Below are 13,187 nucleotides of genomic sequence, written 5' to 3'. Positions count from 1 at the left end.
GCGATGCTAGATTCTGAAGCATGACAATCCAGTCGCGCCGGGAGCGTGAACGCGCGGAACGCGAGAAGCTGATCATCACGGCCGCCCGTGAGCTCGCCGAGACCGAGGGATGGGAAGCGGTGACCACCCGGCGGCTCGCCGACCGGGTGGAGTACAGCCAGCCGGTGCTCTACAGCCACTTCAAGGGCAAGGACGCCATCATGGCGGCCGTCGCGGTGGAGGGCTTCGCCGAGCTGGCCGGCGAGCTGCGTGCCGCGCGTACGGCGGCAAGCGACGAGACCGGCGCCCTGGAGGGGGTCGGGCAGGCGTACGTCGCCTTCGCCGAGCGGCGGCCCGCGCTCTACGACGCGATGTTCCGGCGCGGCGTGGACCTGCCGTTCGCCACCCCGCAGGTCCCGCCCGCGCTCGCGGCGAGCTTCCAGGAGCTCGTCGAGGCCGTCCGGCCGCACGCCGCCGACGACGACCTCGCCCTGCTGGCCGAGACGTACTGGGCCGCCCTGCACGGCCTGGTGACGCTCACGCTCGGCGGCCGGCTGCCCCGCGAGCCGCACGAGCGCAGGCTGGCGCTGCTGCTGGCCCGGTTCACCGCCGGGAGAGGCTGAGGCCGGGCCAGGCGAGGTGGTCCACGGCCAGGAACGGCTCCTCGGCCAGGGCCGACGGCGTCGGGCCGGTGAACGCCATGACCTCGCGGTGCAGGTGCGACTGGTCGGCGTAGCCGCCCTCCGCCGCCACCCGGGCCGCGCCCTCCCCCGCCACCAGGCGGTGGGCGGCGCGGTCGAAGCGGACCAGCTTCGCGGCGCGCTTGGGCGGCAGGCCGAGCTGCGCGCGGAACCGGGACCACAGGCGTTTGCGGCTCCACCCGACCTCGCCGGCCAGCCCCTCGACCCGGACCAGGCCGCCGCCTGCGACGATCCGCCGCCAGGCCCAGGCCACCTCCGGATCCACCGGCGACCCCGCCCGGTGCCGCCGGAGCCGAACCCCGGCCCGGCGCGACGTTCCCGACCGGCCGCGGCCCGGCGGCGTGGTCCAGGACGGGCGTCCCGTCGCCGAACCCGACGAGCAGCGTCACGGCGGGATGCGGCACCATCCGGATCGTCCGCAGGTCCGGGATGCGTAACCCGGCCATGGTGACGCCGGCGACCCCGCTGGGCCGGGACGGGCAGGCCACGCCCCACGCGGCGGCGCCGTGCACGAAAGTCCGCACGCTCCGATGCCAGGTCCCGATGCCGGCGCAAGAGGCCGGGAACATTCGCCCCCCGCTGCTGACCGGCCGCGACCACCTGGAGGAGCTCCGCAGCGCCGAGCTGCTGCTCTCCTTCACGTGAGGGTTTGCCCCGCGACGCTGAGGGCATGGTGGTGTGCTCGACCGAGGGAACGTACGTTCGAGGAGATGAGCACATGAGCCACGGACCGGTGGAGAAGGACCCGGAGGAGTGGACGACCGGCGACGAGCCCATGACCGGGCCGCAGGAGTCCTACCTGCGCACCCTCGCCCGTGAGGCGGGCAAGGAGGTGCCGGAAGGGCTCAGCAAGGCCGACGCGTCCCGGATGATCGACGAGCTCCAGCAGGACAGCGAGCGGCTGCGCGCGTCCGACGCGCCTTCCCGGGATCCGGAACCGCGTCGCACGACATGAGCGCCTCGCCGGGTGTCCGGCGAGGTCACGACTCCGCTTCACCCGCTGTTCTTCCGCGGACGCGAGAGTAACCTCGCGTCCAGCGCCGGCATCCGCGCCGGCGTCCGGCGAGGAAGGGTGATCGCGTGTCCCAGCCCGGCGGACCCCCGGCTCCGGGACGGACTCCCGCGTGGCGTTACGCCATCGGGATGTTCGGCACCTCGATCCCGATCAACATGATCAAGGGGTCGATGATCCTCTTCTACGTGGACATCCTCGGGCTGGACGTCCGCGCGTACGGGGTGGTCATGGTGGTCTACGCGGTCATCGACGCGCTCGACAACCCCGTGCTCGGCCACCTCTCCGACCGCACCAGGACCCGGTTCGGCCGGCGCCGGCCGTGGCTGCTCGTCGGCGCGCCGCTGCTGACCGCCTGCATGATCGCGTTCTTCTCCGCGCCGTCCTCGCTGGAGGGCATGGGCCTGCTGATCTGGTTCGCGGTGTTCGCGATCCTGTGCGAGGCGTTCGACTCGATGCTCAACGCCAACTACGGCGCGCTGCTGCCCGAGCTGTATCCGCGCGAGCGCGACCGCGCCGTGGCCAACGGCCTGCGGCAGGGCTTCCAGCTCGTGGCGCTGGTGATCTCGCTCGCGGTCACCCCCGTGCTGACGACCCAGGTGTTCGGCACCGAGGACTCCACCGAGGGCTTCCGGACCACGGCGGTCATCTACGGCGTGGTGGCGCTCGCCGTGATCGTGTTCATGGCGCTCGGCGCCCGCGAGAACCCCCGCTACTCCACCCGCGAGCAGCCGATGCTGCTGCGCAGCGTGTGGTCCATCGTGCGCAACCGGCTGTTCTGGACGGTCGGGCTCACCGGCGCCTGCTACGGCATCGCCATGGCGCTCGTCCTCGCGGGCATCCAGCTGTACGTCCGCTACTCGCTCGGCCTGCCGGTCGGCAACGCGCTCTACCTCCAGGGCGTCGTCATCCTCGTCACGGCGGCCGGCCTGGTCGCCTGGACGCGGGTCGTGGCCCGGCGCGGCGCGCTGTGGGCCTGGCGCGTGGCCTTCGTGGTCCTCGCGGCCGGGTTCGCGGCGCTGTTCTTCGCCGGCGACCTGGTCACCGCCATCGCGGCCGGCGTGGTCGTCGGCGCGGGCTGGTCGGGGATGCTCGCGACGAACGACCTCATCGTCGCGCGGGTCCTGGACGCCGACGCGGCGCGGAACGGCGAGCACCGCGAAGGGCTGTTCCTGTCCGCGTTCGGCTTCTTCGGGCGGCTCAACGGGGTCGTGACCGGGCTCGCGCTCACGTCGCTCGGCGTGTTCTTCGGCTACAACTCCGGCGACGACCCCGGCGGCGATCCCGGGCTGGCGTTCCGGGTCTATCTGTGCGTGTACCCGTTCGCGCTGACGGCGATCGGGGCGGTGGCCGCGCGGTTCGTCTCGGTGCCGGTCGAGACGCCGCCCGAGGCGGCCGTACCGGAGGACCCGCCGCCCGCGGACCCGGCCGGCGAGCCCGCCGTGGAGCGTCCCCGATGAGCCGCCGCCTGGTGATCACCGCCGACGACCTCGGCAGGGAGCCCGGCTCGACCGAGGTCATCCTGGGCCTGCTCGCCGAGGGCCACGTCAGCGCGACGACGCTCATCTGCCTCTCGCCGTCCGCGGCCCACGCCGCCGAACGGGTCCGCGCGCTCGGCGTCGTGCCGCGCGTGCACGTCACGCTGACGAGCGAGCGCGGGGTCCCGCCCTGGCGGCCGCTCACCGGCGGCGCGAGCCTCACCGGCCCGGACGGGACGCTGTTCGACGACCCGTTCGCGCTCGGCGCCCGCGGCGCGGCAGGGGACGTCGAGCGGGAGGCGGAGGCGCAGCTCGGCTGGCTGCGCGAACGCGGCCTCGCGCCGGAGGCGGCCGACTCCCACGCCGGCACCCTGTACGGCCTGCACGGCAGGTCGTGGCTGGCCGAGACCCTGCGCTGGTGCGCCCGGCACGGCCTCGCGTTCCGGCTGCCCCGTGACCCGGAGCCGTACATGGGCGGGCCGCTCCCGCCGGAGCTCGCGGCGGCGCACGGGCAGGCCGTCGCCCTCGCGGACGCGCTGGGCGTGGCCCTTCCCGAGACGATCGCCACGAACCGCAGCACGGCGGCCGAGCTGGGCGGCTACGAGCGGCTGCGCGAGGACTACCTGCGCCGGCTCGCCGCGCTGCCCGAGGGCACGAGCGAGCTGTTCCTGCATCCGTCCAGCGAGGACGCGGTCGCGGGCCCGGACGGCGTCGTACGGTCCTGGGAGGCCCGGCTGCTGCGCGACCCCGTCTGGCACGACGCGCTGAAGAGCGAGGACATCGAGGTCGTCGGCGGCTGGTGGCCGCCCCGCCCCTGACCGGCGCCAGGAATCAGGGCAGCAGGATGACCTTGCCGCCGGTGGCGGTGCCGGCCTCGGCGCGGTGGTGGACGGCGGCCAGTTCCGTCAGCGGGAGCCGTTCGGCGACGTCCACGGCGAGCCGGCCCTCCCCCGCCAGCTCGGCGAGAGCGGCCAGGTGGGCGGCGTCGTTGCGGGCCACGAAGCGGATCGCCGTGACGCCGGGCGGCGCCTCGACCGGCACGGTGGCCGAGACCAGCACGCCCCCGGGCCGCACCAGCCGGGCCAGACCGGCCCCGTCGGCGGGGTCGAGCGGGACCAGGTTGAGCAGCGCGTCGAGACCGCCGGGCAGCGGGTCCGTCCGGTGGTCCACGACCTCGTCCGCGCCGTACGCCCGCGCCCGCGCCGCGCTGCGCGCGCTTCCGGCCGTGGCGATCACGGTGGCCCCGGCCAGCTTGGCGAGCTGCACGGCGAACCCGCCCACCCCGCCGCCGGCCCCGTTGACCAGCACCCGCTGCCCCGGCCCGATCCCGGCGTGCTCGTGGACGGCCTGCCACGCCGTCAGCCCGGCCACCGGGATCGCGGCGGCGTCGGCGAGGGGCACGCCGCGCGGCGCGCGGACGAGCACGCGGGCGGGGGCGAGCGCGTACGAGGCCGCCGCGCCCCCGTCCAGCCGGCCGATCACCTCGTCGCCCGCGCGCGGCCGGCCGACCCCGGGACCGGTCTCGACGACGGTCCCTGCGACGTCCCAGCCGAGCACGTACGGCAGCGGCAGCCCGGCGAACTCCGGCACCGCCGCCGCGAGCAGCCCGGAGCGCAGCCCGACCTCGGACGGGTTGAACGAGGTGCCCGCCACCTTGACCAGCACCTCGCCCGGCCCCGGCGCGGGGATCGGGACCTCGTCGTGGCGGATGACGGAGGGGTCGCCGTAGGCGTGGAGGCGCGCGGCCCGCATGGTGGCACGGAAGCGGTGGGCGTGCTCGTCCGCCCAAACGCGGAAGGAGCGGGCGCCGGGGCGCGGGGTCACCGGCCACGGGGAGTTCACCAGCTCGGCGCGCGCCCGCAGCACGCCGTCCGCCACCTCGGCCGGCCACCCGGCCGCGACCAGACGGCGGCGGCCTTCCTCGGGAGGCCGTTCCTCCCAGCGGGCCGGGCGGCCGGCCGCCTCGCCGACGATGCGCACCTGCTCGGCCTGCGTCAGCGTCTCCGGCCCGGTCAGCTCGTGCACGACCCCTGCGGGGCCGCGCCCAGTGAGCGCGTCGGCGGCCACCTCGGCGAGGTCGCGCTCATGGACGGGGGGCGCGGCCGACTTCCCGTACGGCTCGGCGACCACGCCCTCGGCCAGGAACCGCGGATCGGGGGCCCAGCGCAGGGCGGCGCCGGCGAACTGGTGCGGGCGCAGGATCACCCACTCCAGCCCGGAGCGCCGGACCATCCGCTCGATCTCGCGCTCGGCCGGGCGGCGGGCGGCCGAGGAGAGGTACACGACGCGGCGGGCGTGCCGGGCGAGCACGTCGAGCACCGCGCCGAACCCGTCGGCGGCCCCGAACGGCCACAGCAGGAAGGCCGCGGTGACGCCCTCGACGGCGGCGGCGAACGAGGCGGGGTCGGTGAGGTCGCCGCGTACCGGCTCGACGCGCGGCGGGAGTACGGCGGCGGGGTCGCGGACCAGGGCGAGGACGCGCGGCCCCGCGAGGTCGGCGGCCAGCTCGGTCACGAGGGCGCGGCCGACCGTGCCCGTGGCCCCGGTGACGAGGATCTTGGTTGACATGACTGCCACGCTAGGGCGGCGGCGCGAGACGACCAATGTCCTGGAATCCGGGAAACATACGCGTTCGTCGGTAGGGTGACCGGATGGACGTGCTCAGCGACGTGATCGCCCTCATGCGCACCGGCCGGCCGAACACGGCGCGCATCGCCTGGCACGGCACCTGGGGGCGGCGTTTCCCGTCGGTGCCGGGGGCGGCCGGGTTCCAGGTGATTCTGCAGGGGGCGTGCTGGCTCATCCCGCCGGAGAGCGACCCCGACGCCGCGCCGCTGCCGCTGTCCGCCGGTGACGTCGTGTTCTTCCCGCACGGCGAGCCGTACGGGCTGGCTGACTCCCCCGGCACCCCGCTGGCCGTCACCGGCTGCGATCCCCTGGCCGAGCAGCCGGCCCTGTTCGCCACCGACACCGTCGGCAGCGGCCCCACGGGCGTGGTCACGCTGTGCGGCGGCTACCGGCTCGATCCCCGGCACGCGCACCCGCTCCTGCACGACCTGCCCGGCCTGATCCACATCCCCGGACCGCGGGGCGACGCCGCTCCGGCGGCGGCCGGGCTGCACGCCCTCGTCGAGGTGCTGGGGCGGGAGATGGACCAGCCGCGGCTCGGCACGGACACCGTCATCCCCGCGCTGCTCGACACGCTCCTGCTGTTCATCCTGCGGGCCTGGCTGGAGGAACGGCCCGCCGGGGACGACGCCACCGGCTGGGCGGTGGCGCTGACGGATCCGCCGGTCAGCGCCGCGCTGCGCGCCATGCACCGCGAGCCGGAGCGCCCGTGGACGGTCGAGTCGCTGGGGCGCGCGGCCGGGATGTCGCGGGCGGCGTTCTCGGCCCGGTTCACGGCGCTGGTGGGGCGGCCGCCGCTGACGTACCTGACCTGGTGGCGCATGACGACCGCGGCCCGGCAGCTGCGGGAGAGCGACCTCGGGCTGGCGCAGATCGCCGCCGGCGTCGGCTACAGCTCGGAGTTCGCCTTCGGCACGGCCTTCAAGCGCGCGTACGGCACCGCCCCCGGCCGCTACCGCCGGGCCGCGCAGGGCGACTGATTCTCCGGGCTCAGGCCAGGAAGTCGATCTCGGTGCCGACGCCCCGCCGCCTCGCCTCGCGCCAGGCGAGCAGGCTGAGGGCGAGGTCCTGCCACGGGAGGCCCACCGGCCCGTACACCGTGATCTGCTCGGGGCCGGTGCGGCCCGGGTGGTCGCCGCGCAGGATCTCGCCGAGGGTGGCGTGGGCGGCGCCGGCCGGCAGGCCGGTCGCGGCGAGCACGCCCATGGCGGCGGCGAGCGGGCGGTCGTCGACCGCGAGCACGCCGGCGGCCCGTACGAGGGCGGGCGAGAGCTCCTGCTTGCCCGGCTCGTCCACGCCCAGCGTCGTCAGGTGCTGTCCGGGGCGGACGTCGGCGAGGTCCAGGAGCGGGGTGCGGGACCAGGTGGCGAGCACCACGATCCCGGCGCGGGCGGCGACCTCGGCGGCCGAATCCACGACCGAGCCCGCGACCGAGCCCACGACCGAGCCCACGGCTGAGCCCGCATCCGAGCCCGCGACTGAGCCCACGGCTGAGCCCGCGACGCGGCCGCCGTGCCGGGCGGCGAAGGCGGCGGCCCGCTCCGGCGACAGGTCGTGGACCACCAGGTCGTTCACCGGCCGCAGCAGGCGCAGGCCGGTCACCACCAGGTCGGCCTGAGCGCCCGCGCCGACGACGCCGACGACGTCGCTCTCGCCGGCGAGGGCGTGCGTGCCGAGGGCCGCCGCGAGCCCGGTGCGCCAGGCCGTGATCGTGGCCGAGTCGAGCAGCGCCAGCAGCTCGCCGTCCGCGCCGTCGTGCAGGCAGATGACGCCGCGCAGCGCCGGTGAGGCCGCGGGGAACTTGGCGTTGACCTTCACCGTGTACGCCTCGGCGCCGGGCAGCAGGCCGGGGAGCAGCGCGGTGGCGGTGCCGGGGAACGGCAGGTCCGTACGGATCCGCTGCCCCGCGACCGCCGCCCCGCCGGCGTCCCCGACGAAGCCCTCGCGCAGGGCGTCGAGGCAGGCGCCGGGATCGAGCAGGGTGAGCAGGTCGCCGCGGGTGAGGATCGTGGTCATCCGATCATGATGGCAGGCCGCTCAGGTGTCCTCCTTGGCCACGGCGGAGAGCGAGATCAGGTCGTCCACGAAGCGGCGCATCAGGCGTTCGAGCTCCAGCAGGTCGCGGTCGCTCCAGTGCTCCAGCACCGGCGTGGCGATCCGCTGGCGGGCGGCGTCGAGCGCGTCGGTGACCTGGCGGCCGGCGTCGGTGATCAGCGCCTCCTTCACCCGCTTGTCCACCGCGCCCGGCCGCCGCTCGGCCAGGCCGAGCTCGGCGAGCTTGGCCACCTGCCTGCTCACGGTGGTGTGGTCGCGGCCCGTCCGCTCGGCGAGCTCGCCGACGCTGATGGGGCCGAACCGCTGGATGCCGATGAGCAGGGGGAACAGGGCCCGGTCGAGCTGGAGGCCGGCCTCGGCGAGAAGCGCCTCGTCGCGCTGCGGCAGGCTCATGAGCACGGTGAGGTCGACCATGGACTCGTGCAGGCGCCTGAACGCGGCCTGCCGGCGGTGCTTGGAGGTCATGCTCGTCGTGCTGCCTTACGTAGACGGGCGGGGCGGTGCTGACGTGAGGATACCGCTACGACAAATATGTTCTCCTTACACGGATATTCAAGCTGCCCACAGGCCCTATCTTGACCTAGTCTCCAAATTATGTGCAAAATACACGCACTTATCCAAGGAGGCTCACACTCATGACCGCACTCGGCGTGATCATCTGCGGCGCCGGTCCGACCGGCCTGACCCTGGCCATCGACCTCGCCCGCAGGAACGTCCCCTTCCGCCTGATCGACGCGGCGACGAGCCCGTTCCCCGGCTCGCGCGGCAAGGGCATTCAGCCCCGTACGCAGGAGGTGTTCGAGGACCTCGGCGTGCTGGACCGCGTCGTCGCCTCCGGCGGCGAGTACCCGTACCAGCGCCTCTACACCGACGCCGGGCCCGTCGACCGGCCCGCCGGGCAGCTGCCCGACCCGACGCCGGCCGAGCCGTACCACCTGGCGCTGCTCGTCCCCCAGTTCCGGACCGAGAGCAGACTGCGCGAGCGGCTGGCCGAGCTCGGCCACGCCCCCGAGTACGGCCACCGCCTCACCGGCTTCGAGCAGGACCCGGACGGCGTCACCGCCACGATCGAGACGCCCGGAGGCCGCGAGACCGTACGGGCGGCCTACCTGGTCGGCGCGGACGGCGGCGCCGGCTCCGTGCGCAAGGCCCTCGGCATCGGCTTCCCCGGCAAGACGCTCGGCGTGCGGGCGCTCGTGGCCGACGTGCGGCTGGACGGGCTCTCGTCCGGCTTCTGGCACCGCTGGAACCAGGGGACGCCGGAGGACGTGTCGCTGTGCCCTCTCTACGGCACCGATCTGTTCCAGCTCCAGGCCCCCGTCCCCTTCGGCGTGGACGTCGACCTGTCGGCCGAAGGGCTCACCGCGCTGGTCCGCGCCCGCGCCGCCCGCGACGACCTCACGGTCCGCGCCGTGACGTGGGCGTCGGCCTACGAGATGAACGCCCGCCTCGCCGACGCCTACCTGAACGGGCGGGTGCTGCTGGCCGGGGACGCCGCCCACTGCCATCCGCCGACCGGCGGACAGGGGCTGAACACCAGCGTCCAGGACGCCTACAACCTCGGCTGGAAGCTGGCGGCCGTGCTCGGCGGCGCCCCGGAATCGGTGCTGGCGTCGTACGAGCTGGAGCGCCGGCCGATCGCCGAGGCGGTGCTGGGCCTGTCGGAGCGGCTGCTGCACGCGGCCATGAACCGCGACACCCGGCGCGGCCGGGAGGTGACCCAGCTCGACCTCGGCTACCCGGACTCGCCGCTGACGGTCGCAGGGCCGGACCGCGACAAGGGCGTGCGGCCGGGCGACCGCGCCCCCGACGCCCCCGTGACGGGCGCGGCCGGGGTCGCGACCCGGCTGTTCAGGCTGTTCCAGGGGCCGCACTGGACCCTGCTCGGCCACGGGAGCGACCCGGACGCCTTCACCGGGCCGCGCCGTGGCCTGCGGGTCCACGTCGTCGGCTGGGATGTGCTCGACACCGGCGGCCACGTCCGCGACGCCTACGGGTTGTCGCGGGGCGAGTGGGCGCTGGTCCGCCCGGACGGATACGTGGCGGCGGTGGGCGGCCAGGACGAGCTCGGCGCCCTCGCGGCCTACCTCGACGGCGTCGGCGTCCGGTGAGCTACCAGGCGACCTCGAACGAGGTCAGCCCGTAGACGACGTTGAAGGAGCGGAAGCGCGGCGGGACGCCGCTCTCGCGCAGCCCGGGGAAACGCTCGAACAGCGCGGGGAAGGCGATGCGCATCTCCATCCTGGCGAGCGGCGCGCCGAGGCAGTGGTGCACGCCGTGGCCGAAGGCGACGTGGCCGAGGTCGCCGCGGGCGATGTCGAAGCGGTCGGGATCGGCGATGAACGCCGGATCGCGGTTGGCCGCGGGCAGCGCGACCATCACCAGCGCGCCGGCCGGGATGCGGACGCCGGACAGCTCGGTCTCGACCTTGGTGAGCTTGCCGGTGCCGGAGTGCACGATGCTGAGCCAGCGCAGCAGCTCCTCCACGGTGGCGCCGATCCGCTCGGGCTCCTTCTTCAGCAGGTCGAGCTGGTCGGGGTGGCGCAGCAGCGCCAGGGTGCCGAGCCCGAGCATGTTGGACGTCGTCTCGTGCCCGGCCAGCAGCAGCAGCCCGGCGACGCCCACCAGCTCGTCGGTGGACAGGTCGTCGCCGTGCTCGCGCACCAGCATGCCGAGCATGTCCTCGCCCGGCTCGGCCTGGGCGCGGGCGACGAGCTCGGCCATGTAGGCACGCTGTTCGAGGCTCGCGGCCTGCCGTTCGGCCACCGGGAGCGAGATGTCGAGCAACGCGCCGGTGCGCCGCTGGAAGTCGTCGCGGTCGTCGTACGGGACGCCCAGCAGCTCGCAGATCACGAGGGACGGGATCGGCAGGGCGAAGGCGGTGACCAGGTCGACCGGCGGCCCGGTGCGCTCCATCGCGTCCAGGTGATCCCGGACGATCTCGTGGATGCGCGGCTCCAGGCGGCGCATCCTGCGCATGGTGAACTCCGGCGTCAGGATGCGGCGCAGCCGGGTGTGCTCGGGCGGGTCGAAGGCGAGCAGGTTGCCCGCCCGCGCCTGCCGCAGCTCCTCCTCGCTGAGCCGGGTCCCTCCCGTGGGACGGAAAGCCGTGCCCACGTCGTTGCTGAAGCGCGTGGAGTCGCCGAGCACCTCGCGCACGTCGGCGTAGCGGCTCACCACCCACGCGTCCACGCCGAACGGGGTCGGCACCCGCCGGACGCCTTCCCCGTCGCGCAGAGCCGACAGCTCGGGGACGGGGTCGAAGCCGTCACGCCGCATGTGGAGCGGCACCACCGCAGGATCGCTCATGTCATCTCCACGGAGTTCCTGACAACGTTCACATCCCGACGGTAATGCCTGCGCCCGCCCGCCGCGCGGACCCGCGGGTCACCACGTGACGGGAAGTTCGTAGACCCCGTACACCTGGCCGTCGTGCTTGAACGGGATCCGCTCCAGGTCCGTCGCCAGGGCGAGGGTGGGGACGCGCCGGTAGAGGGTGGCGTAGGCGACCTGCAGCTCCATGCGGGCCAGCGGCTGGCCGAGGCACTGGTGCACGCCGAAGCCGAAGGCCACGTGGCGGCGGGCGTCGCGGCGCAGGTCGAGCGTGTCGGGGTCGGGGAAGACCTCGGGGTCGCGGTTGCCGAGGTCGTTGGCCATGATGAGCCCTTCGCCGGCGCGGATGACCTGGCCGGCGATCTCGATGTCGGCCAGCGCGACCCGGTGGCGTCCCCGGTGGGTGATGTTGAGGTAGCGCAGCAACTCCTCCACCGCGCCCGCGACCAGCGCGGGATCGTCGCTCTCACGCAGCAGGGCGAGCTGGTCGGGGTGCTGCAGCAGGGCGAGGGTGCCGAGGGCGATCATGTTGGCGGTGGTCTCGTGCCCCGCGACGAGCAGGAGCACGCCCATCCTGGCCGCCTCCTGCCTGCTCAGCTCGCCCGCCGTGACCTGGGCGGCCACCTTGGACAGCAGGTCGTCGCAGGGGCGCGCGAGCTTGTCGGCGACGAGCCCGTCCAGGTAGTCGGTGAGCCGGCCGCCGGCGGCGGACCGCTCCTCCGGCGTCACGTTCCGCTTGACGATGACCTGGCTGTTCTCCTGGAAGAAGCCGTGGTCGGCGTACGGGACGCCGAGCAGCTCGCAGATCACCAGCGACGGCACCGGCAGCGCGAACGCCTCCACCAGGTCCACCGGCTTCGGCCCCGCCAGCAGGTCGTCGATGAGGTCGTCCACGATGCGCTGCACGGCCGGGCGCATGCCCTCCACCTTGCGGACCGTGAACGACCCCTGCACCATGCGGCGCAGCCGGTGGTGCTCGGGGTCGTCCATGAGGATGAAGCTCACGGGGCTGTCCGGGCGCCTCAGCGCCTGGCTGGGCAGCGGGTAGCCGGGCCGGGTGATGTCCGAGCTGACCTGCGGGTGACTGAGCAGCGCCTTCTGCTCGGCGTACGCGGTGACCAGCCAGGCCGTGCTGCCGTCCCACAGCCGCACCCGGGTGAGCGGGGCGTCCTTCTGCAGGGCGCGCAGCGCGGGCGGCGGGTCGAACGGGCACGAGGCCGCCCTGACGCCCGGGAACTCGGGAAGTGTCTCGGTCATGCGGTGTTCCTTCCTGCTGCCGTGACGGGGACCGCGACAGGGGCCGTGACGGGGGCCGTCCAGATCCCGACCACCGCGTCGATCAGCCCGGTCGCGGCGCCGTGCCAGCTCGGCCGGAGGGTCGGGCGGCCTTCGGCGAGCGCGCGCTCGCGCTCGGCGCACATGTGGACGACGAGCTGGCCCGCCATGTCGGCGCGCTCGGCGTGCACCTCGGGGGGCAGCTCGGGCAGGCAGCGCCGCAGGCCGTCCACCACGCGGCGCAGGGTCGGCGAGTTCAGCGCCTCCTCGGCCATGATCAGACGGAGCGCGGGGTCGGTCATGACCTGGGCGGCGAAGCGGGCGTACCAGGTGGGCGGGCCGAGGTCGTCCAGGTGCCCGGTGAACGAGCGGACCAGGCAGCCCACCCAGTCGCGTACGTCGTCCGAGCCCTCGACCTCGGCCAGCAGCCGCCGGCGCAGCAGCTCGACCCGCTCGGTGTGGGCGCGCACGATGGCCCGCACGAGGTCGGCCTTGGTGCCGAAGTGGTAGCCGACGGCGGCGTTGTTGCCCTGGCCGGCCACCTGGCTGACCTGCCGGTTGGAGACGGCGTAGACCCCGCGCTCGGCGAACAGCCGCTCGGCGGCGGCGAGGATCTGCGCGCGGGTGGCGTTGACGCGCTCGGCGCGGACGGCGCTCACTGACAGCCGGCTTGACGCATGGTGTGCCCCCTATGTCGGTTTCACTCAACCTCACAGGCCCACGCAA

The 13,187-nt window shown here is 74.6% G+C and carries 13 protein-coding genes; 6 read left to right on the top strand and 7 right to left on the bottom strand.

The window, feature by feature from the left end; translation table 11 throughout:
- Nucleotides 1-20 precede the first annotated feature (20 nt).
- Nucleotides 21-602 (top strand): TetR/AcrR family transcriptional regulator, encoded by a 582-nt coding sequence (locus AC27IY_RS38940; protein ID WP_423450603.1) that lies wholly within the window; start codon nt 21-23, stop codon nt 600-602.
- On the opposite strand, the gene AC27IY_RS38935 is transcribed toward AC27IY_RS38940, so the two are convergent.
- On the bottom strand, nt 583-945 hold the full coding sequence (locus AC27IY_RS38935) for a helix-turn-helix domain-containing protein (RefSeq protein WP_487181059.1): 363 nt from the start codon (nt 943-945) through the stop codon (nt 583-585). The genes AC27IY_RS38940 and AC27IY_RS38935 overlap by 20 nt on opposite strands.
- Before the next feature lie 453 nt (nt 946-1,398).
- Between AC27IY_RS38935 and AC27IY_RS38930 the strand changes: the two genes are divergently transcribed.
- The 3 genes from AC27IY_RS38930 to AC27IY_RS38920 all read left to right on the top strand — a co-directional run bounded on the left by AC27IY_RS38930 (nt 1,399) and on the right by AC27IY_RS38920 (nt 3,988).
- Nucleotides 1,399-1,635 (top strand): DUF3072 domain-containing protein, encoded by a 237-nt coding sequence (locus AC27IY_RS38930; protein WP_423450605.1) that lies wholly within the window; start codon nt 1,399-1,401, stop codon nt 1,633-1,635.
- 125 nt (nt 1,636-1,760) lie between these two features.
- Nucleotides 1,761-3,152, top strand: a complete 1,392-nt coding sequence (locus AC27IY_RS38925) for an MFS transporter (RefSeq protein WP_423450606.1) — start codon at nt 1,761-1,763, stop codon at nt 3,150-3,152.
- Nucleotides 3,149-3,988, top strand: coding sequence for a carbohydrate deacetylase (locus tag AC27IY_RS38920; protein WP_423450607.1), 840 nt, complete (start codon nt 3,149-3,151; stop codon nt 3,986-3,988). The genes AC27IY_RS38925 and AC27IY_RS38920 overlap by 4 nt, the downstream gene beginning before the upstream one ends.
- A 13-nt stretch (nt 3,989-4,001) precedes the next feature.
- Here AC27IY_RS38920 and AC27IY_RS38915 read toward each other — a convergent pair whose 3' ends face one another.
- A complete protein-coding gene (locus AC27IY_RS38915) occupies nt 4,002-5,738 on the bottom strand; it encodes an NAD(P)H-binding protein (protein ID WP_487181057.1) in 1,737 nt (578 codons plus the stop codon).
- Nucleotides 5,739-5,821: 83 nt separating this feature from the next.
- On the opposite strand from AC27IY_RS38915, the gene AC27IY_RS38910 reads away from it, so the two are divergent.
- On the top strand, nt 5,822-6,778 hold the full coding sequence (locus AC27IY_RS38910; protein WP_487181055.1) for an AraC family transcriptional regulator: 957 nt from the start codon (nt 5,822-5,824) through the stop codon (nt 6,776-6,778).
- Nucleotides 6,779-6,788: 10 nt separating this feature from the next.
- Here AC27IY_RS38910 and AC27IY_RS38905 read toward each other — a convergent pair whose 3' ends face one another.
- Entirely contained in the window at nt 6,789-7,814 is a 1,026-nt protein-coding gene (locus AC27IY_RS38905; RefSeq protein ID WP_487181054.1) for an ornithine cyclodeaminase family protein, read from the bottom strand.
- A gap of 21 nt (nt 7,815-7,835) precedes the next feature.
- Nucleotides 7,836-8,318 carry a MarR family winged helix-turn-helix transcriptional regulator gene (locus tag AC27IY_RS38900; RefSeq protein ID WP_423450611.1) on the bottom strand — a complete coding sequence of 161 codons (483 nt, stop codon included), beginning with the start codon at nt 8,316-8,318 and terminating at the stop codon, nt 7,836-7,838.
- 170 nt (nt 8,319-8,488) lie between these two features.
- Between AC27IY_RS38900 and AC27IY_RS38895 the strand changes: the two genes are divergently transcribed.
- Nucleotides 8,489-9,964 carry an FAD-dependent oxidoreductase gene (locus AC27IY_RS38895; RefSeq protein WP_487181053.1) on the top strand — a complete coding sequence of 492 codons (1,476 nt, stop codon included), beginning with the start codon at nt 8,489-8,491 and terminating at the stop codon, nt 9,962-9,964.
- A gap of 1 nt (nt 9,965) precedes the next feature.
- On the opposite strand, the gene AC27IY_RS38890 is transcribed toward AC27IY_RS38895, so the two are convergent.
- The 3 genes from AC27IY_RS38890 to AC27IY_RS38880 form a co-directional block, all read right to left on the bottom strand.
- Complete coding sequence (locus tag AC27IY_RS38890; protein ID WP_423450613.1) at nt 9,966-11,162, bottom strand: cytochrome P450; 1,197 nt, start codon at nt 11,160-11,162, stop codon at nt 9,966-9,968.
- A gap of 78 nt (nt 11,163-11,240) precedes the next feature.
- Nucleotides 11,241-12,443, bottom strand: coding sequence for a cytochrome P450 (locus AC27IY_RS38885; protein WP_487181052.1), 1,203 nt, complete (start codon nt 12,441-12,443; stop codon nt 11,241-11,243).
- Nucleotides 12,440-13,120 carry a TetR/AcrR family transcriptional regulator gene (locus AC27IY_RS38880; protein ID WP_487181051.1) on the bottom strand — a complete coding sequence of 227 codons (681 nt, stop codon included), beginning with the start codon at nt 13,118-13,120 and terminating at the stop codon, nt 12,440-12,442. Before AC27IY_RS38880 ends, AC27IY_RS38885 begins: the two co-directional genes overlap by 4 nt.
- Nucleotides 13,121-13,187: the final 67 nt, after the last annotated feature.

This window comes from Nonomuraea sp. B208 (assembly GCF_057536035.1).
This window is presented reverse-complemented; position numbering and strand designations above follow the sequence as displayed.